Genomic DNA, 19,203 nt, shown 5'->3' with positions numbered 1-19,203 from the left:
CCCGGCATTTTATTCGGCAATTACGTGCCGTCGCTACAGCGGCCAGATCAGCGGAATCAGTAGCGACGCCAGAAGCCCCACGGTCAGGTTCAACGGCACACCCACCTTCAGAAAATCGGTGAACCGATACCCGCCGGGGCCGTAGACCATCATGTTGGTCTGATACCCGATTGGCGTCGCAAACGAGGCTGAGGCCGCGACCATAACCGCCACCACGAGCGGGCGCGCATCAATGCCCACCGCCTGCGCCAGACCGATAGCAATCGGCGTCACGACCACGGCCACCGCGTTATTTGACACAAGCTCGGTCAACACCGAGGTCAGCAGGTACACGGCCCAAATGATCAGGAAGGGCGGTAGAGAGCTTAAGCCGGGCGCAACCGCTTCGACAATCAGGGACACCGCACCAGATTTATCCAGCGCTGCGCCAATCGCTAGCATCGAGAAAATCAGCGCCAGCAGACGGCCTTCGACAAAGGAAAACGCCTCATCGGCGTCGATGCAGCGCGTCAGCAACACCGCCGCAACCGCGATGATCGACAACAGCAGGATCGGAGCAACGCCAAGCGCCGCCAGCACGACGATGCCAACAAGTGACCCGATCGCAATAGGCGCGTGACTGCGACGGAAAGCCCGAGCCGAAGGCTGCGACACGTCTACCATATCCATATCTGCGGCCAGTTTCTGAACATCCTCAGGCGAGCCTTCCAACAGCAGCGTATCCCCCACGCGCACAACTAGATCATCCAACTGCCGTCCGATATTCTGGTTCCGGCGATGCACAGCCAGCACATACACACCATAGCGCCGACGCAGACGCATCGCGCCCAGAGTTCTGCCCACCATTCGGCAACCGGGGGTGATCAAAACTTCGACCGTCTTGGTTTCGACCGCCGAAACCTGATCGACGCGCTTCAATTCCTTGTTGCTCTGAAGGCTCAGCAACTCGGTCATCTCGGTGCGCAAAACCACGCGGTCACCCAGCTTAAGCTCAACGCCCTTGAGGTTGCGACGCAACGATTCATCGCCCCTAACCACGTCGATCAGACGCACGCCGGGACGTTTGAACAGCTGCACGCCTGTCACTTCGCGCCCGATCAGGTTGCTTTCTGGGGGAATAACTGCCTCGGTAAAGAACTTCATCTTCGAGCGGTCGCTTAGAAGTGAAGCCATGCTGTCGCGATCCGGTAGCAGGCGCGGCGCAATGAACCGCAGATAGACCATGCCGTAGATCACTAGTGCGATGCCCAATGGCGTGACCTCGAAGATGGTAAACGGGGCCATGCCCTGCGACCGGGCCACACCATCCACCAACAGGTTGGTCGACGTGCCGATCAAGGTCAGCGTCCCGCCCAGAATCGCCGCATAGCTAAGCGGGATCAGCAGCTTTGAGGCCGGCACGTTCAGCGTCCGCGCAATCTGCACAAAGACCGGGATCATCACCACGACCACGGGCGTATTCGACACCACGGCCGAGGCCAAAACGACAAAAGCCATCAGAAGACCGATAGCAAAGCGCGGGTTCACCTGCGCCTGCTTTTGCGCGGTGGAGGTAAACGCATCCAGCGCGCCGGTACGCACAAGCGCCCCCATGATGATGAACATCGCTGCAATGGTCCACGGCGCGGGGTTGGACAGCACGGCCAGCGCGCTTTGGTAAGGCAAGATACCGGTCAGCAGCATGACGGCCACGCCGCCAATAGCCACCACTTCAGTTGGGTAGATCTCGCGCAGGAACATGATGAACATGCCCGCGACAACCATCAGCGCCAGTATCGCGCTGCCCGTCTCTGTCAGTTGGATGAATTGCATTCCTGGTGTGTCCGACCTCTGGCCCGGCGGTCAGTTTCACGCATTGCGCGAGACAGAGCAAGCCTTACTGCGGCCCCGCCTGCTGCAATCGCCCGCCAACACGCACCATATGCACAGATTTTGCCTGCCCGTCGCGATCATCAGTCTCGACAAACACGCCGCTTAAGGTGGCCTCGCCATTGGCGGGGGTGAACCGCGCCTTGGGCATCCCGGTGATAAAGCGGCGCATCGGCTCGACCTTATCCATACCTATGACCGAGTCGTAGTCGCCGCACATCCCCGCATCGGTCAGATAGGCCGTCCCGCCGGGCAGAATCTGCGCGTCACTTGTAGGCACATGGGTGTGCGTGCCGACCACAAGGCTGGCGCGCTTGTCGCAATAATGGCCCATCGCCATCTTTTCCGACGTCGCCTCGCAATGCATATCGACAATGATCGCATTCGCCTGCCCGCCGCGCGGGTGGGACTTCAGGATCGGCTCAACACCCGAGAACGGATCGTCAAAGGGCCGCTTCATAAAGACTTGCCCCAGCACCTGCACCACCAGCACCTTGCGCCCCCCCGGCGCGTTGAACAAACGATGCCCCCGCCCGGGCGCCCCCTTGGCGAAGTTTACGGGGCGCACGACGCGTGGCTCTTTCTCGATGAATTGCAGCATGTCTTTCTGGTCGAACGCATGATCGCCCAGCGTCAGGCAATCGGCCCCCGCATCCAGCAGCAGCTTGGCGTGATCGCCGGTTAGCCCCATCCCGTTCGAAGCGTTCTCGCCATTGACCACAACAAAATCCAGCCGCCATTCATCGCGCAGACGTGGCAAATGTTGTTGAATGGCCGCGCGTCCTGCACGGCCCATAACGTCACCCAGAAACAATATTCTCATACGAACCGTCCTAAGTGTGGCCTCGGCCAAGCACAAGTGGTTAAACTGCCGCCATAACGCAGGGAAACATATTGCATCAGGAGACATTCATGACCCGCTACATCCTCTCGGCCGCTTTACTGACCCCATTGGCTGCCTGTGACCCCACCCCCGGGCCTGAGGTCGGACTGGCCAATCCTGCGGCTACGTTCTGCGTCGAAAAAGGCGGCACATATGATATCGTGGACGGCGCCGAGGGACAGACCGGAACCTGCACCCTGCCCGACGGGTCAAAACAAGACGCGTGGGAGTTCTTCCGCGCAGAAAACATGGGCTAACTTAAAACGTCAGAACCCGGCTTTCGGTGATCACCATATCCAGCGGTTGATCTGTCGGTTCCAGCGGCAGCCCTTCCGCTTCTTGAGCATCAAAGGCGAACCCGATGGCCAGCGTCGGGCGTTGGGCCCGCAGCCCTTCCAGCGTGCGGTCATAAAACCCGCCCCCATAGCCCAGACGCCCGCCCTGTGCATCAAACGCTACCAGCGGCACGATCAGTATCTCGGGGTCGAAATAGTCGTCGACCTCGGGCACTTTGGCGCCGAACGGGCCGTCTTTCAGTGCGCCCTCGGGCGTCCAGCGGGAAAACTTTAGCGGCTGCGCGGCGGCTTGAATGACCGGCACCCCGACCGGGCCATAGGCCGAAGCCTCGGCCATAGCGGGCAGTGGATCAATCTCGGTGCGGATGGGCATATAGCCCGAGATCGGTACGCCCCGGTACCCAGCCAGCACTTCGGATAAACGTCCGGCCGCACCGGGCAGCCGCGCGTCAAACGCGGCCTTGCGGCGCGCAAAAGCCGCCTTACGCGCGGCGGCTTTGATTTCGGTCAGATCGATCACAGTAGCACCACGCTGGCAAGCCCCAGAAAGATGAAGAACCCCATGACATCCGTGGTGGTGGTCACAAAAGTCCCCGACGCCAGCGCAGGGTCAACGCCCAGACGGTCCAGCACGACCGGTACTACCGTACCTGCAAAGCCCGCGATGACCATGTTCACGACCAAGGCCGACCCGATCACGACACCCAGCATCGGAGAATCGAACCACATCATCCCCACTGTGCCCAGCACGACGGCAAAACACAGCCCGTTCAGTATCCCCACCAGCAATTCCCGCCGGATCACCCGCATCACGTTTGCCGCCGTCAAGTCGCGCGTGGCCAGCGCCCGTACCGCCACTGTCAGCGACTGCGTGCCCGCATTGCCGCCCATCGAGGCCACAATCGGCATCAGAATGGCCAGTGCCACCAGTTGATCAATCGCCGCCTCGAACTGCGAAATCACCAACGAGGCACAAATAGCCGTACACAGGTTCACGGCCAGCCACGGCAGACGCCGCTTGCTGGTCGCCGCCACACTGTCCGAGATCGAGCTTTCGTCACTGACCCCTGCCAGACGCAGGATATCTTCCTCGTGTTCTTCATCCAGCACGACCATGGCGTCGTCGATGGTGATCACGCCGACCAACCGCCCATCTTCATCCACCACCGGGGCCGAGATCAGGTGGTATTGGTTGAACGCATAAGCCACGTCTTCCTCGTCCTGATCTACAGGGATCGTGTGAAACTCTTCTTCGGCGATGTCATGCAGGGGAACATCGCGACGTGTCGCCATCAGCTTGCCCAAAGTCACCTGCGCCACAGGCTTAAGGCGCGGGTCGACCAGCACCACGTGATAGAACTGCTCGGGCAGATCATCGTTGGCGCGCATGAAGTCGATGGCCTGCCCTACCGACCAATGCTCGGGGGCCATGACCACCTCGCGCTGCATGAGGCGACCGGCCGAGTTCTCGGGGTAGGACAGCGCCTGCTCGGCAGCGACACGTTCGGAATCCTCCAGTACATCAAGGATAGCTTCCTGCTGAGGCTCTTCCAGGTCTTCCAGAAGGTCGACCACATCATCGCTTTCCATGTCGCGCACAGCATCGGCCAGAACGTCTGGGCGCAGGACGCCGATCACCTCTTCGCGGATCGCCTCATCCAGTTCAGACAGGATGTCACCGTCGAATTCCTTGTCATAAAGCCGGATCAGGCGGGCACGGTCGTAAGGGTTGATCTGTTCCAGCAGGTCGGCGATGTCGGCGGCGTGCAGCGGCTCCATCAGCTCGACCAGCTTGTCGCGGTCATCTACGTCAACTGCGTAGAGAATGGCCGCCACGGTCCGCCGGTCCAGCGCATAGACGTCCTCATCGCTGGTTGTCTCGGTTACGGGTTCATCAAAGCCTGTGGTCATGTCTGCCCCCGTGTTCTGGTCATTGGCCTCTAATTAGAAGAAGCAGCTACCGGAAAACAATGACAATGCGGCGATTTACCGACAAGTTTCGCCGCCCTATGGTGTTTCCACACCCCATACAGGCGGAGATGACAAAAAATGGCGCAAAAAACGCTGCTGAAAGGCCGTGTGCTGAGCTTTGAGGGCTCGCCCTTTGACGGCAACCCCACTGATGCGGTGAAAATCAGTGAGGCGGTTCTGATCGACGGCGACCGCATTGCCGGTGTTGGGGAGGCCACTCGCCTGCGCGCAGATTACCCTGAGGCAGCGGTGGTCGATCACGGAAAGCACGTGATCATGGCCGGATTCGTGGATGCGCATGTGCATTACCCGCAGACAGCGATGATCGCCAGCTGGGGCAAACGCCTGATCGACTGGCTGAACACCTATACCTTCCCCGAAGAGATGAAGTTCGGCGACCCGACCTATGCCGCCGAGATTGCCAACCGCTATTTGGACCTGACGGCGGCACACGGCACCACCACCATGTGCAGCTTTTGCACCATTCATCCCGAAAGTGTGGACGCGTTTTTCACCGCAGCCCAGGCCCGCAATCAGCGGGTGGTCGCGGGGAAAACCTGTATGGATCGCAACGCGCCCGAGGGGCTGCGGGACACGGCGCAGACCGCCTATGACCAGTCGCAGGCGCTGTTGGAGAAATGGCACGGAATAGACCGGTTGTCCTATGCCATCACGCCGCGCTTTTCACCCACCTCGACCCCTGAACAGCTTGAGGCCATGGGCGCGCTTTGGGCCGAGCATCCTCATTGCCTGATGCAGACCCATCTGAGCGAGCAGACCGATGAGATCACATGGGTCCGCGAGCTGTTCCCCGAGGCGCGGGATTATCTGGATACCTACGAGAAATTCGGCCTGCTGGGATCGCATGGCGTCTACGGCCATGTCATCCATTTGGAGGCGCGCGAACGGGATCGTCTGCGCGAGGTGGACGCGGCGCTGATCCATTGCCCGACCTCGAATACGTTCATTGGCTCGGGCCTGTTCGACATGACCGGGTTGATGCGCGACGGGCATCGGGTCGGGCTGGCCACGGATACGGGCGGTGGGTCGAGCTTTTCGATGCTGCACACGATGGCCTCGGCCTATGAAATCGGCCAGCTGCGCGGCGCGCCTCTGCACGCGGCGCAACTGTTGTGGTTGGGCACTGTCGGGTCAGCGCGGTCGCTGCGGCTGGACGACCGGATCGGAAACGTTGAGCCGGGTATGGAAGCGGATCTGGTTGTGCTCGATTTGGCCTCAACCCCTGCTATCGCCCAGCGCGAAGCTTGTGCGGACGATATTTGGGAGGCGATCTTTCCAACCATCATGATGGGTGACGACCGCGCCATAGCAGAGGTCTGGGTCGGGGGACGGGCTGTTTCAATTTGATGGGCCTGCGGCCCATGCCTCCGGCGGGGATATTTTGGCCAGATGAAAAGCGGATCCGTACCTAGTCCGCCAACGCGCGGGCGAGGCGGTTTTGGGTTTCGATGATTTTAGGCAGGTCCAGCGTTGTGATCTGCCCGTCGCGCACGATTTGGCGGCCTTCGACGAACAGGTGTTTGACCTTCATCGGACCGGACAACAACAGCGCAGCCTTGTCCCAGCTGCCTGCGCTTTCGATGCCACGCGTGTCCCAGATGGCAATGTCGGCGCGTTTTCCGGGCTCTAGCCGGCCACAATCAGGGCGGTTCAGCACATCCGCACCGCCGCGCGTGGCGATTTCCAGTGCCTCGCGGGAAGACATCGCATCGGCTCCGTTTGCGACCCGTTGCAGCAGCATGGTTTGCCGGGCTTCAAGGATCAGGCTGCCATTGTCATTGCTGGCCGAGCCGTCCGCGCCCAGACCCACCGGAACGCCGCGATCCCGCATCGCCCGGACCGGGGCGATCCCAGACCCCAGACGGCAATTCGAACAGGGGCAATGGGCGACGCCGGTTTGCGTGCGGGCGAACAGGTCAATCTCGGCCCCGTCCAGCTTAACGCAATGGGCGTGCCAGACGTCCGAACCCGTCCAGCCCAGATCCTCGGCATATTGCCCCGGACGGCAGCCGAATTGCGCCTGAGAATAGGCGATATCCTCGTCATTCTCGGCCAGATGGGTGTGCAGCATCACACCCTTGTCCCGCGCCAGAACAGCTGTATCCCGCATCAAGTCGCGGCTGACCGAGAACGGCGAACAGGGGGCCAGCCCGACGCGGCACATTGCGCCTTCGGACGGATCATGGAAGGCGTCCACCACGCGGATCATGTCGTCTAGGATTACCTGTTCCTTTTCAACCAAAGCGTCCGGTGGCAAGCCCCCGTCGCTTTCGCCAATGCTCATCGCGCCTCGGGTCGGGTGAAAACGCAGGCCAATCTGGGCCGCCGCGGCTATGGTATCGTCCAATCTTGCGCCGTTGGGGTAAAGATACAGGTGATCAGAACTCAGGGTGCAGCCCGACAAAGCAAGCTCGGCCAGCCCGATCTGTGCCGAGACAAACATCTCTTCCGGCCCAAATCGTGACCAGATCGGGTAGAGCGTCTGCAACCACCCAAACAGCAATGCATTCTGCCCATTGGGGACAGCACGCGTAAGGGTCTGATAGAGGTGGTGGTGCGTGTTAACCAGACCCGGCGTGACGACGCATCCGGCTGCATCGTGCACGTCCCCCAGCGTTGTCAGCCCTTGGCCAATCGCAGCAATCTGACCGCCCCGGACCAAGATATCCGCACCCGCCAGTTCACGGCGCGCGTCATCCATGGTCAGGATTGAATCTGCGTTTTTGATAAGGAATTCTGTCACTTCGCCCTCCTTGCACATGCCCGTTTCATGCATGGAGTGCGATGGCTGGCGGAAAACGGGCTCAAGAACCAGCGGGATGAACGCTACCTGACCATCGCCCCCGCATCAACCTGTTTCAAACGTCGTGCAGAATGGCCAGCGCCTTGGCATGCAGGTCAGCATTCGCCGCAGCAAGCACGCGTCCACCCTGATGTGCCGGGCCACCTTGCCAGTCAGTTACGATACCGCCTGCAGCCTCGATCACTGCGATGGGTGCCTGAATATCATAGGCATTCAAGCCGCATTCAATCACCAGATCGACCTGCCCCGCTGCCAACAACGCGTAGGCATAACAATCCATGCCGTAACGTGTCAGGCGTACGTGCTGCGCTACGGATTCAAATCCTGCGCGTTCTTCCGAAGTTCCCACCTCGGGGAACGTGGTAAACAAAACGGCTTGATCCAGCGTTTCTGTCGCGCGCGTCTTCAAAGGTTGCGTACCAGTCGGACCTGAGACCTCGGCAGTATCCGCCGACCCTATGAAACGCTCGCCAATATAGGGCTGATCAATCACCCCCATGACGGGTCCGTCCTGAGTGCTGAGGGCAATCAGAACCCCCCAAGTCGGAGTACCACTGATGAAGCCTCGGGTTCCGTCGATCGGATCCAACACCCAGGTTCGACCGCTGAGACCCTCGACCTGCCCATATTCTTCGCCAAAAATGCCATCGTCTGGACGGTGACGCGCCAGAACCGCCCGCATGGCTTGTTCCGCCGCCCGATCCGCGACAGTGACCGGGTCAAACCCGTCAGTCAGCTTGTTCGAGGTTTCCAGATCCGGTTTCCGGAAAAAAGGAAGAATGACCTCGCGCGCGGCGTCGGCCATTTCCTGTGCTACTTCTATGTCACTGAGCGAGATCTGTTGCATGCGACACCCGTGAGGATCACCGGCATCAGAGTCAACCCGCTAATTCAAGCAACGTCGCTGAGAACCCGAGCCAGTTCGAAAAGACGGCGGCGCTGGTTTTCAGGAATCGCATAATACGAGCGGACCAGATCCAGTGCTTCCTTGTCCCCCATCAGATCCGCAGGAACCGATTTCTTGCCAGCGGTTTCTTTTTCGGCCTCTTCCAGACCTTCAAAGAAAAAGCTGACCGGAACATCTAGCGCCTCGGCAATGTCCCACAGGCGGGATGCGCTGATTCGGTTAGCCCCTGTTTCATACTTCTGGATTTGCTGAAACTTGATACCAACCTGCTGCGCCAGCTGCTGTTGAGTCATCCCAATCAGCCAACGGCGATGCCGTACGCGCTTGCCCACATGGACATCGACGTGATGGGTCATCGGTATTCTCCTCTACTACACACAACTCCCAGGGACGCACGGCGTACACCACCACCGCATCACTAGCGAGTCGCGCTTAACCACTCCCTAATTTGGAACATGCCCCCAAATCAGCACCATAGCGCAATATTGCGCCTTTTGGTGATTTTTTCAAGCGGGTTGAATCGAGATTACCCAACAATGGTTTACGGTTGTGCAATCGCAATAGACATAAACGCATACACGCATTGCAATATTATGTAATTCCTGCGCTGCCTTAGGTTGTCTCGCCCGGTAATGAATTGACAACGGCAGGACAAACCGAATCTATGCCGCAAACACGGAGCGAGTTGATGCAGGCTTTTAGAATCGAAACCACCGGGGCCGAACCCCGGCTGTGCAATCTGGACATACCCGAGCCCGGTCCAGGAAAGATTCGCGTTGCCATCAAAGCCTGTGGCCTGAATTTTGCCGATCTGTTGATGCAAAAGGGTACGTATCAGGACACGCCTCCGGCCCCATTCACCCAGGGCATGGAAATCGCTGGGATTGTCGACAGCTGCGGGCCCGACGTCACGCACCTTAATCCGGGCGATCGCATCGCCATCTATTCAGGCCAAGGTGGGCTAGCCGAGTATGGTGTATTCGAGGCTGCGCGGGCGATCCCGATGCCAGACAACATGAGCTTTGAAGACGCCGCCGCGATCCAGATTGCCTACGGAACAGGGCATATGGCTTTGGATCACAGAGCGCAGCTGCAACCGGGCGAAACACTTTTAGTCACCGGCGCCGCCGGAGGCGTTGGCTTAACTGCGGTTGAAATCGGCAAACTTATGGGGGCTACCGTCATCGCGCAAGCACGTGGCTCTGAAAAGTTGGAGGTGGCCCGCAAGGCGGGAGCTGATCACTTGATTGATAGCTCTGAAGACCTTCGCATGCGGGTCAAGGAACTGGGCGGCGCTGATGTCGTCTATGATGCAATCGGCGGCGATGTGTTCAAAGCCGCATTTCGCGCCACAAACCCCGAAGGAAGATTAGTGCCAATCGGCTTCGCCGGCGGCGAAGTCCCGCAAATCCCAGCGAATCATCTGCTGGTCAAAAACCTGACCGTCATAGGTTTTTATATCGGTGGGTATCTGAACTTCCGCCCGGAAATCGTGCAAAAGAGCTTTCAAAACCTGTTCCAGTGGCATACCGAAGGGCGCATAAAACCTTATATCAGTCATACGTTTCCGCTGACCGAAGCAGCCAGAGGTTTGCAGATGCTACGGGATCGGACCGCGACCGGAAAAGTCGTGATCACTATCTGAACCCCCTACCCCGCGACCGCCTTCAAGGGCGTGCCGACCAACATGCGGAAATTTTGACGGACCAAAGCAGCCAGGGCCTCGACCACATCACCTCGGCCCGCCTCTCCACCGTACAAGTTGATCATCTGCACAGGCAGATCGGGCAAAGCACCGCCGGAGTCGATAAGCTCGAGATGTGCGGCCTCGGTCCCTTCCAGCATCGCGCTTACAGCCAAGTCGGCACTGACCGTTGCCTCGATTGTACGATCATCTTCGGCGTCGACGGTCAGTTCCCAGGGAATGTCCTGTGCATCAAGGGCGCTGATCACCTTGGGTCGGAAAAGGCACCGGCGCCCCTCGGCCAAGGGCAATGGACGCTTACGCCAAGCAGACCCATTCGGCGCACCGACCCAGCGCAAAGGCAATTCTGCGATCGACTCAGCACCATCGGCCGCCCCGCCCTCGGTTGTCAAGATCAAATCACATTCGCCTTTCTTGAACATATCCTTGAGCTGCAATGAGAAAGACGACACCAGTTGGATGCGCACCCGAGGGAAATCTGCATTGAACTGCTTCAAAACACGCGGAATGGCCGGGTATACGATGTCATGCGGTACACCAAGCACGACTTCTCCCTCATAGGCTTGGTCCGTCAGCTTCGAGATCACCTCATCATTCAACGCGACCATTCGCCGTGCGTACGCCAACAGCTGTTCGCCCGAGGGTGTCAGCGCAATGGTCCGACCGCTGCGGTCCAGCAGATCCAGACCCAAAAGCTCTTCCAAACGCTTCAGCTGCATTGAGACGGCAGATTGCGTCAGATGCAGGAACCCGGCGGCGCGAGTTACTCCGCCTTGGTCGGCTACAGCCACGAAGGATCGCAGCGTCGTAATATCGAGATTTCGCATCTTCACGATTCCTTATGGATCAGATCAAAAACATTCATTTTTAAAATGTGTCACACCACGCCATATAAATCAAGGAAGTTGATGAGACAGGCGATATTCATCGCAAATAGAGGAAAGGACATAAATTATGACCCAAGTTGCACTCCACCACCCCTGTCCACCGCGCCGCCGGTTTGGCTTGAAAACGTTGCTGGACGCCGTGTCTTTGTATCGCCAGCGCTGCACCCTGGCTCGGCTGGATGCCCGCGCGTTGGAAGACATCGGAATCACCCGCGAACAGGCCGAGGCAGAGGCCTCGCGCAAAATCTGGGATGCGCCGGAATTCTGGCAAAGATGATTTTTAAATTGATCTTTTTTCCTGGAATGGCGATCCGCATCAGCAGGTCGCCATTTTTGTTGTCAGTTTTAACCGGAATCCTGCGCTAAACCCTTGAAAGCTTGCCCGCAGTTGCCGATATTTGCGGGGAACGCCGCCCTCTTGCGGGCGCGCAAAGAATTAACGAAGGGAGACCCTTTTATGGCACAATTTGACACGATCCGGACGGCGGCCGGCGCGCGCGCTGCCCAGATTGACGAGGGCCTGCGCGCCCACATGAATAAAGTCTACGGCACCATGTCCGTCGGCATGCTGATAACATTTGCGGCGGCTTGGGCAATTGCCGGCCTGGCAACAACAACCGACCCATCGGCGGCAGCGGCGCAACTGAGCGCTGACAAATACCTGACATCGCTAGGTGCCGCCCTGTTTTCATCGCCGCTGAGATGGGTGATCATGTTCGCGCCGCTGGCCTTTGTTTTCGGCTTTAGCGCCGGGATCAACCGTATGTCGGCAGCAGCTGCGCAGACGGTATTCTACCTGTTCGCAGCCGTTATGGGCGTTTCGATCAGCTGGATCTTCTTGGTCTTTACCGGCGAGTCGATCATTCAGGTCTTCCTTATCACTGCCATCGCCTTTGCGGGGCTGTCGCTGTATGGCTACACGACCAAGAAAGATCTGTCGGCGATGGGCACGTTCCTGATCATGGGCGTGATTGGTCTGATCGTAGCATCGATCGTGAACATCTTCATTGCATCCTCGGCCATGGCCTTTGCAATCTCGGTCATCGGTGTGCTGATCTTCGCTGGACTGACCGCATACGACACGCAGAACATCAAAACCACTTACCTGCAAATGGCCCATTCGGGTGATCAGGAATGGTTGGGTAAAGCAGCGATCATGGGCGCACTGAGCCTGTATCTCGACTTTATCAACATGTTTATGTTCCTGCTGCAGTTGTTCGGCAACCGCGAGTAACGCGGTCTTCAGACCACGCAATTCAGGGCGAGCCAATGGCTCGCCCTTTTTTTCGCGGGCTATTTAGTACACCAAAAAAGGCCCCCACCATCCAGTGAGGGCCTTTCGTCTTAGACGGCTTAAAGAAAAGATCAGCTGCAGTTCAGAGGAACAGCAAAGCCCGAGCTGCGCTGCGACGACCCTTTGCGGAACACATTACCCGCAGGCAAACAACCAGTGAACTGTTCGGCGTTACGACCGAAGGCTGCGCCGATTTCGTTGTCGATACGAGTCGAATTATTCGCGGTGCGTAAGACACCATACAGCGTTCCGTTTACGCTGACTGTGCTAAGGAACAGGTTTGTGTCTGAACCGGTCAGCACGACTGAATTGGCGTCACTGCGGCCGCCATTGTCAATCGCGATCCGTGCGATTTTCTGCGGATCGGTTTCGCTTGTCGTCACGGGCACCGCCGGCAAGACGGCGAGTTCTGCGGGTACGTTCGTTGCCTCAGGCAGGAAGGCGACCGCACCCGGAACATCCGCAATTGTCCGGGGCTCACCATCAATGCCGGTAAAGCCGACACCTGAGCGATTGTAAGGGTCTTCACAGGCCGCAAGGGCCAGAACGGTAGCTGTGGATAACAAGATTTTTTTCATGACGGCCAACATTTTGGAACGATTAGCTGAAGCGTATGAGAAAGGCGTTCCAAAAAGCAACCCGCAGCCGTAGCGAATAGCTTTACGGCTGATGCGCCGTTGCAACGGCACAGATGCAGCACAAGGTCGTCCGAGATCCACCATCCAACCAGTTTCAAACGAAAAAAGGCCCCGTAAACACGAGGCCTTCTAAGCTGTCCAAGAGGGACGGCAGATTACTTAATCTTGCCTTCCTTATACTCGACATGTTTCCGAGCGACCGGATCGTATTTACGAATGGTCATTTTCTCGGTCATGGTACGCGCGTTTTTCTTGGTCACGTAGAAGTGGCCCGTGCCCGCGGTCGAGTTCAGACGGATCTTGATTGTCGTCGGCTTCGCCATGGTTATCTCCTGCGTCCGAAAAGGCAGGGGCCTTTCGGTTGAATTCCTATGAGCGTGCGCTTTTACCCGGTCGCACAGCCGAGTCAACCTGAATCGGTGTCTTTTCCGCACAATTCCATCTGACGCGCGACGGCCGAACCGTGTCGATTTGGTGGGATCACGGTTCCGTGATACAGTTCTGCGGTCGGAGCAAGCCAAAAGGCTGCATTCCGGCGGGATGCACGAGGCATCGGATCACAGGCAAAACCTTGGGGTAGCGCGGTTTTATCATGCCGTACACTTGGGGGGCTATTATGACGGAATGGGAACTTCAGGCCGAGGAATTGGCCAATTGCAACTGCAACTTCGGTTGCCCGTGCCAATTCAGCGTTTTGCCGACGCATGGCAACTGCGAAGCGATTGTTGTTTATGATATCCAAAGCGGCCACTACGGAGACACCGATCTTGCGGGAATCCGCGCGGCAGGCGTCTACTATTGGCCGGGCCCGATTCACGAAGGCAACGGCCAAATGCAATTGGTGATCGACGTCTCGGCCTCGGCCGATCAGCGGGCGGCGATGCAAGCTATCATGACTGGTCAGGACACGGATGAAATGGCGACATTCTGGTTCGTCTACAGCGCCATGGCACCAACCAAACACGAAACACTCTATGTACCGATCGAGTTGAGCTGGTCCCGCGAAGACCGCACAGGCCACGCAAAGGTTCATGGTGTCTTCGATCTTGAGGTCAATCCGATTCCACATATCGTATCGGGTCTGCCCCATCGGGCATCCATACAATTACCGAATGGGTTTGAATATCGTCAGGCCGAGGCCGCCTCGGGGAAAGCACAGACAACGGGTGGCGAGATCAGCCTGAGCTTTGACGCCACCCACGCGCATTTGGCGCATCTTAACATATCAGGCCACGGCGTTCTTGGCGCGTGAACAGGTGCGATCATGACCTCTGAGAACGAGCCGGCCTCGGCCGGAGCCATTGATCGTGTTTTACGCCATGACCGACTAATCGTGTTGCTGAGTGTCCTCGCAGTCGTCCTTGGCGCTGCGTGGTACACAACAGTTGGCATTGGTATGAACATGTCCGCAGTGGACATGACCCGCATGGCCGGACCGATCGGAGAGCCAATGACAATGGCAGGTCAAACGGCGTGGTCCCTGCCCTACGCCATCCTTATTTTTCTAATGTGGTGGGTGATGATGGTCGCCATGATGACACCCAGCGCTGCTCCTACCGTTTTGCTTTATACCGCGATCAAACGCATGGGACCAGAAAAGGCCCGGTCCGCTGTCCTGAGCATGGTTTTTCTGAGCGGTTATCTGGTGACTTGGGCGGCCTTCAGCGCATTGGCAACAGGAGCGCAATGGGGGTTGGAACAAGCCGGGTTATCCGACGGGCCGATGATGACGATCCGATCCCGAACCTTTGCCGGGATTATTTTGTTAGCGGCCGGGCTCTATCAACTGTCCAGCCTGAAAACTGCATGCCTGCGTCATTGCCGCAACCCTGCGCATTTTTTGGCCGACCACAGCAGACCGGGTGCAGTTGGCGCCTTTCGTACCGGCGTACTGCATGGGGCATATTGCCTTGGGTGCTGCTGGGCGCTGATGCTGCTGCTGTTTGTTGGCGGCATTATGAACCTTTATTGGATTGTCGGGATCGCCGTGTATGTCGCGCTGGAAAAACTTATCCCACATGCAAGATGGCTGGTTCCCCTGACCAGCATTGCCTTGATCGTATTCGGTGCTTGGTTGATCGCAGGGCTTTCGATTCCGGTGACGTGATCAAAATACTCGGCTTTCGGGGCCGGCCAACTTAAGGGTCCCCTTCATTTTTTCAGGAGGTAGACATGCCAATTTTCATTACTTACGCCACTTATTCGCAGGGCGGTGTCCGTGGGATGCTTAAGAAGCCGGCGGATCGGACGGGACCGGTGAAAGCTCTTTTAAAGAAAGTCGGAGGCAAGTTATTGGCTTTTTATGTGACAACTGGCGAAAACGACGTGGTTGTTATCAGCGAGGCACCGGACGGAACTGATGCGGTCGCCGTCGGCATGGCCGTCGCAGCCTCGGGCGCAGTTTCCAAGGTCGAGACAGTTCGCGCATGGAAGGCCAAAGATTTTGTCGCGATTCAGAAAAAAGCTGCCAAACTTGCCGAAGCCTATTCACCCCCAGGCAAGTGAGCAGGGAATATGCGCGGAGGGCCTGTAAGCCGGATCTTGTTCCGGGGTTACCCCCTTCGATGACCATTCCTCTAGGCCGTGCATTGCTGCGCGGCTCAAGCTGCCAACCCGGTCCCTCTGGGCCAAGACAGGCTTAGCGGCGGTATCGGCGGGCGCCGACCGGCCCGCGCGGGGACCCTATTTGGCATTGCTCCCGGTGGGGCTTGCCGTGCCACCGCTGTTGCCAGCGGCGCGGTGGGCTCTTACCCCACCGTTTCACCCTTACCACACGCGTGTGGCGGTCTGATTTCTGTGGCGCTTTCCGTCGGGTTACCCCGCCCGGGCATTACCCGGCACCGTTGTCTTGTGGAGTCCGGACTTTCCTCTCGGGCCTTGCGACCCCAGCGGCCATCCGGCCCTCCGCGCGTGGGCTGGGTAGGCTTTGGGCCAGGCGGCGTCAAGGGTGGATTGGTTGGTAGAAGGGGCCAGCCCCTTCTTGGCCTGCGGCCAATTCAACCCCGAGGTATTTTTGGCCAGATGAAGGACGGATCAGGTTCTAGGGGATAAGCGCGGCGAAATCGGCAGGGTGCAAAGGGCCTGTTGCACTTGGACGGTGACGCAGGCGCACAGTTGCCAGCAGCGTATCGTCGTCGGTTTGGGCAGTATAGCCTGCGGCGCGGGCAGCAGCGCGGAACGCCTCTTGTGTGAGGTTTTGTGGACAATCGCCTGCGCCCGATTGGGCGGCAAGGGCTTGGTGTTCCAGCCGAGACCAGGGAAAGCGCGGGCCGGGGTCGATCTTGCGACCCGGAGCCATGTCGGAATGACCGATCATGCCGGATGGCGGGATTTTCCAGCGCGACAAGATCGCGAGCAGAAGGGTTTCGAGTGTCGCCAGTTGCGGCTCGGAAAAGGGGTGGTCGCCGCGATTGTCCAGCTCGATCCCGATCGAGCGCGAGTTGATGTCAGTTTGGCCGCGCCACTCACCTGCCCCGGCGTGCCAAGCACGGTCTTCTTCGCGCACCATCTGCCAGAGCGTGCCGCCACAACCGATCAGGTAGTGGGCGGACACCTCGTATTGCGGGTCGCAGAGGCGATCCAACGCCGCCTGGGCGCTGTTCATTGCGGTATAGTGCAGAACGACCAGCGACGGCCCCAACCCGTCTCTGCGTGAGCCGAAATTGGGGGAAGGGTGCCAGATCGGATTCAGGTCAGTTGTTGACGGCACTGCGAAACGCGCTGGGGTTCCAGCCGCAGGCATACCCGTCTCCGTCCGGGTCCAACCCCTTACGGTCGCGCTGCGGGCCACCATTGGACAGGAACTCGATCTGTGCTTGATCCGCCGACGGGAATTTTGCGCAATTCCTTTGCGCCTTGGCCTGCAGGTTGAACCCTGCCCGACTATAGAGCTGCGTACCAACCGGATTTGAAGTGCTTAACGCGTATTGCACAATGTTGGGCTGTCCATCGGTGCCCCGCTGAGGGATCGCTGTTGGGGCAACCACCTCGTAGGTTTGACGATTCTGTTCGATCCGTGCCGCATCTGACTCGATGGAACGGCGGTCAGATACAGCCCCAAAATCCTGCTCATCCGAGATGGCGTTGTTGCTCGGAAGCTCTGTCGCAACCGGAGCGGTCAAAGGTGCACCAGAGGCAGAAGTACTAGCCAAAGCCGCCGCAGTAGCAGAGGCCAGGTCTGCGTTGTCTCCCGATGGGGGCAGTGCTGTACCCGGCGCGCCAAGCGCCTGCTCTGACACGTCCACTGGGCCGACCAGAGGGTTGCCCGTGTAGCCTTGGCCAGCCAATTGGGCCTCACGCTGGGCCTGATAAGACGGTGTATTGAAGTCGGTCCCCTGGATCGGGGCCACCGTGTTGCAGGCGGCCACAAACCCGATTGCGGGGATCAGAAACGTAAATCGCATCCGGCTGCTCCGTGTTGTCTTGCCTGCGCCCAGACCTACCACCATTTGCCCGGCTTGGCCACAAACCCGGCGGCGTTTTCCAGCGCGTAGGCCGTGTTGAGCAGATCACCCTCTTCCCAAGGACGTCCGATCAACTGCAGACCCAACGGCAGACCCTGTGCGTCCAGACCTGCCGGGACAGAGACACCGGGCAGGCCCGCAAGGTTCACGGTGACGGTGAAGACGTCGTTCAGATACATCTGCACCGGATCGGCTTCGGTCATCTCACCCAGCCCGAACGACGCCGACGGGGTAGCGGGCGTCAGGATTGCGTCGACACCTGCGGCAAAGACGTCTTCGAAGTCTTTCTTGATCAGGGTACGTACGCGGCGGGCGCGGTTGTAGTAGGCGTCGTAGAAGCCCGCCGACAGCACATAGGTGCCGACCATCACGCGGCGCTGAACTTCGTGACCGAAGCCTTCAGCGCGAGTTTTCTCGTACATTTCGGTGATGCCATCGCCCTGCGCCAGCGTGGCGCGGCGGCCATAGCGGACGCCGTCATAGCGCGCCAGATTCGAGGACGCCTCGGCCGGGGCAATCACGTAATAGGCAGGCAGCGCGTACTTGGTGTGCGGCAGCGAGATATCGACGATCTCGGCCCCAGCAGCTTTGAGCATCTCGGCGCCATCTGCCCAGAGCTTTTCGATCTCGGCCGGCATACCGTCCATACGGTATTCCTTAGGGATCCCGATTTTCTTGCCCTTGATGTCGCCGGTCAGCATCGCCTCAAAGTTCGGCACAGCCAATTCGGCGCTGGTGGAATCCTTGGGGTCATGGCCACACATGGTTTCCAGCATGATCGCCGCATCGCGCACGTTTTTGGTCATCGGACCGGCCTGATCCAGCGAGGACGCAAAGGCCACAATGCCCCAGCGAGAGCAACGGCCGTAGGTCGGCTTGATGCCGGTAATGCCGGTAAACGCGGCGGGCTGACGGATCGAACCGCCAGTGTCGGTGCCGGTTGCGGCCAGACACAGGTCAGCCGCCACAGCAGACGCCGAACCTCCCGACGAGCCGCCAGGTGTCAGTTGCGCGTCGTCATTGCCGCGCCGCCATGGGCTGACCGCGTTTCCGTAAACCGAGGTTTCGTTGGACGAGCCCATGGCGAATTCGTCCATGTTCAACTTGCCCAGCATAACAGCCCCGGCATCGGCCAGTTGCTGAGACACAGTGGATTCGTATTCCGGCTTGAAGCCTTCCAGAATCTTCGAGGCCGCCTGAGAGGGCACGCCCTTGGTGCAGAACAGATCCTTGATGCCGATCGGCAGACCACACATGGAAGGCGCGTCGCCTTCCTTGATCCGTGAGTCCGCAGCCTTGGCGCGTTCCAGCGCGATCTCGGGCGTTTTGTGGACAAAAGCGTTCAGCGCGTCGGCGTCATCAATCGCTTTCAAGCAGGCTTCGGTCAGCTCGACCGAGGTCACATCACCCTTGCGCAGCGCGTCGCGGGCCTCGGCCAGGCCCAGTTTGTTCAGATCGCTCATGTC

21 protein-coding genes and 1 other RNA gene are annotated in these 19,203 nt (G+C 58.9%); 8 read left to right on the top strand and 14 right to left on the bottom strand.

The genetic code is table 11. The features are described 5' to 3' along the window. Positions 1-33 precede the first annotated feature (33 nt). The gene (locus tag AC2FF7_RS08495; RefSeq protein ID WP_353393728.1) at positions 34-1,812 is read right to left on the bottom strand and encodes an SLC13 family permease; all 1,779 of its coding nucleotides are present in this window, start codon (positions 1,810-1,812) and stop codon (positions 34-36) included. Between the two features lie 64 nt (positions 1,813-1,876). Beyond that, entirely contained in the window at positions 1,877-2,692 is an 816-nt protein-coding gene (locus tag AC2FF7_RS08490) for a TIGR00282 family metallophosphoesterase (RefSeq protein WP_480867715.1), read from the bottom strand. 89 nt (positions 2,693-2,781) lie between these two features. Here AC2FF7_RS08490 and AC2FF7_RS08485 point away from each other — a divergent pair, with 89 nt between their 5' ends. After that, positions 2,782-3,009, top strand: coding sequence for a putative hemolysin (locus AC2FF7_RS08485; RefSeq protein WP_170352464.1), 228 nt, complete (start codon positions 2,782-2,784; stop codon positions 3,007-3,009). A 1-nt stretch (position 3,010) separates the two neighbouring features. Here the strand turns inward: AC2FF7_RS08485 and AC2FF7_RS08480 are convergent, their stop codons facing one another. Together AC2FF7_RS08480 and mgtE are read right to left on the bottom strand one after the other, a co-directional pair. Further along, positions 3,011-3,568 (bottom strand): 5-formyltetrahydrofolate cyclo-ligase, encoded by a 558-nt coding sequence (locus AC2FF7_RS08480; RefSeq protein WP_170352463.1) that lies wholly within the window; start codon positions 3,566-3,568, stop codon positions 3,011-3,013. Next, complete coding sequence (gene mgtE / locus AC2FF7_RS08475) at positions 3,565-4,959, bottom strand: magnesium transporter (RefSeq protein WP_496905493.1); 1,395 nt, start codon at positions 4,957-4,959, stop codon at positions 3,565-3,567. The genes AC2FF7_RS08480 and mgtE overlap by 4 nt, the downstream gene beginning before the upstream one ends. A gap of 138 nt (positions 4,960-5,097) precedes the next feature. Here mgtE and guaD point away from each other — a divergent pair, with 138 nt between their 5' ends. Beyond that, positions 5,098-6,387, top strand: coding sequence for a guanine deaminase (gene guaD, locus AC2FF7_RS08470; protein WP_480867719.1), 1,290 nt, complete (start codon positions 5,098-5,100; stop codon positions 6,385-6,387). Positions 6,388-6,448: 61 nt separating this feature from the next. Here the strand turns inward: guaD and AC2FF7_RS08465 are convergent, their stop codons facing one another. The 3 genes from AC2FF7_RS08465 to AC2FF7_RS08455 form a co-directional block, all read right to left on the bottom strand. Next, positions 6,449-7,783: an 8-oxoguanine deaminase gene (locus AC2FF7_RS08465; protein ID WP_496905492.1), complete on the bottom strand. Its 1,335-nt coding sequence runs from the start codon at positions 7,781-7,783 to the stop codon at positions 6,449-6,451. Positions 7,784-7,898: 115 nt separating this feature from the next. Further along, positions 7,899-8,690, bottom strand: coding sequence for a histidinol-phosphatase (gene hisN, locus AC2FF7_RS08460; RefSeq protein ID WP_170753205.1), 792 nt, complete (start codon positions 8,688-8,690; stop codon positions 7,899-7,901). Between the two features lie 44 nt (positions 8,691-8,734). Then, positions 8,735-9,106: a helix-turn-helix domain-containing protein gene (locus AC2FF7_RS08455; protein ID WP_170352458.1), complete on the bottom strand. Its 372-nt coding sequence runs from the start codon at positions 9,104-9,106 to the stop codon at positions 8,735-8,737. A 332-nt stretch (positions 9,107-9,438) separates the two neighbouring features. Between AC2FF7_RS08455 and AC2FF7_RS08450 the strand changes: the two genes are divergently transcribed. Beyond that, positions 9,439-10,395 carry an NADPH:quinone oxidoreductase family protein gene (locus AC2FF7_RS08450; protein ID WP_496905491.1) on the top strand — a complete coding sequence of 319 codons (957 nt, stop codon included), beginning with the start codon at positions 9,439-9,441 and terminating at the stop codon, positions 10,393-10,395. A 5-nt stretch (positions 10,396-10,400) separates the two neighbouring features. Here the strand turns inward: AC2FF7_RS08450 and AC2FF7_RS08445 are convergent, their stop codons facing one another. Continuing rightward, complete coding sequence (locus AC2FF7_RS08445) at positions 10,401-11,282, bottom strand: LysR family transcriptional regulator (protein WP_170352456.1); 882 nt, start codon at positions 11,280-11,282, stop codon at positions 10,401-10,403. 127 nt (positions 11,283-11,409) lie between these two features. Here AC2FF7_RS08445 and AC2FF7_RS08440 point away from each other — a divergent pair, with 127 nt between their 5' ends. Both AC2FF7_RS08440 and AC2FF7_RS08435 read left to right on the top strand, forming a co-directional pair. Next, on the top strand, positions 11,410-11,619 hold the full coding sequence (locus AC2FF7_RS08440) for a DUF1127 domain-containing protein (RefSeq protein WP_209195018.1): 210 nt from the start codon (positions 11,410-11,412) through the stop codon (positions 11,617-11,619). Positions 11,620-11,799: 180 nt separating this feature from the next. Next, positions 11,800-12,576, top strand: a complete 777-nt coding sequence (locus AC2FF7_RS08435; RefSeq protein WP_170352454.1) for a Bax inhibitor-1/YccA family protein — start codon at positions 11,800-11,802, stop codon at positions 12,574-12,576. 131 nt (positions 12,577-12,707) lie between these two features. Here AC2FF7_RS08435 and AC2FF7_RS08430 read toward each other — a convergent pair whose 3' ends face one another. After that, the gene (locus AC2FF7_RS08430) at positions 12,708-13,214 is read right to left on the bottom strand and encodes a hypothetical protein (protein ID WP_170352453.1); all 507 of its coding nucleotides are present in this window, start codon (positions 13,212-13,214) and stop codon (positions 12,708-12,710) included. Between the two features lie 215 nt (positions 13,215-13,429). After that, a complete protein-coding gene (gene rpmG / locus AC2FF7_RS08425) occupies positions 13,430-13,597 on the bottom strand; it encodes a 50S ribosomal protein L33 (protein ID WP_010441901.1) in 168 nt (55 codons plus the stop codon). Positions 13,598-13,890: 293 nt separating this feature from the next. Between rpmG and AC2FF7_RS08420 the strand changes: the two genes are divergently transcribed. From AC2FF7_RS08420 to AC2FF7_RS08410, 3 genes are all read left to right on the top strand, one after another. Then, a complete protein-coding gene (locus AC2FF7_RS08420; protein WP_496905490.1) occupies positions 13,891-14,526 on the top strand; it encodes a DUF1326 domain-containing protein in 636 nt (211 codons plus the stop codon). Between the two features lie 12 nt (positions 14,527-14,538). Continuing rightward, complete coding sequence (locus AC2FF7_RS08415) at positions 14,539-15,381, top strand: DUF2182 domain-containing protein (protein WP_496905489.1); 843 nt, start codon at positions 14,539-14,541, stop codon at positions 15,379-15,381. Positions 15,382-15,446: 65 nt separating this feature from the next. Beyond that, a complete protein-coding gene (locus tag AC2FF7_RS08410; protein WP_480867727.1) occupies positions 15,447-15,779 on the top strand; it encodes a GYD domain-containing protein in 333 nt (110 codons plus the stop codon). A 9-nt stretch (positions 15,780-15,788) separates the two neighbouring features. Here AC2FF7_RS08410 and rnpB read toward each other — a convergent pair. From rnpB to gatA, 4 genes are all read right to left on the bottom strand, one after another. Next, positions 15,789-16,182, bottom strand: an RNA gene (gene rnpB, locus AC2FF7_RS08405) — RNase P RNA component class A. Between the two features lie 132 nt (positions 16,183-16,314). Then, positions 16,315-17,016, bottom strand: coding sequence for an N-acetylmuramoyl-L-alanine amidase (locus AC2FF7_RS08400; RefSeq protein ID WP_480867729.1), 702 nt, complete (start codon positions 17,014-17,016; stop codon positions 16,315-16,317). After that, positions 16,967-17,677, bottom strand: a complete 711-nt coding sequence (locus tag AC2FF7_RS08395; protein WP_170352448.1) for a hypothetical protein — start codon at positions 17,675-17,677, stop codon at positions 16,967-16,969. The genes AC2FF7_RS08400 and AC2FF7_RS08395 overlap by 50 nt, the downstream gene beginning before the upstream one ends. A gap of 35 nt (positions 17,678-17,712) precedes the next feature. Then, the gene (gene gatA / locus AC2FF7_RS08390; RefSeq protein WP_480867731.1) at positions 17,713-19,200 is read right to left on the bottom strand and encodes an Asp-tRNA(Asn)/Glu-tRNA(Gln) amidotransferase subunit GatA; all 1,488 of its coding nucleotides are present in this window, start codon (positions 19,198-19,200) and stop codon (positions 17,713-17,715) included. Positions 19,201-19,203: the final 3 nt, after the last annotated feature.

This window comes from Ruegeria sp. YTSC325 (assembly GCF_059609525.1).
Note: the sequence above shows the minus strand (reverse complement) of the source record. Positions and strands in the feature narration are given on the sequence as shown.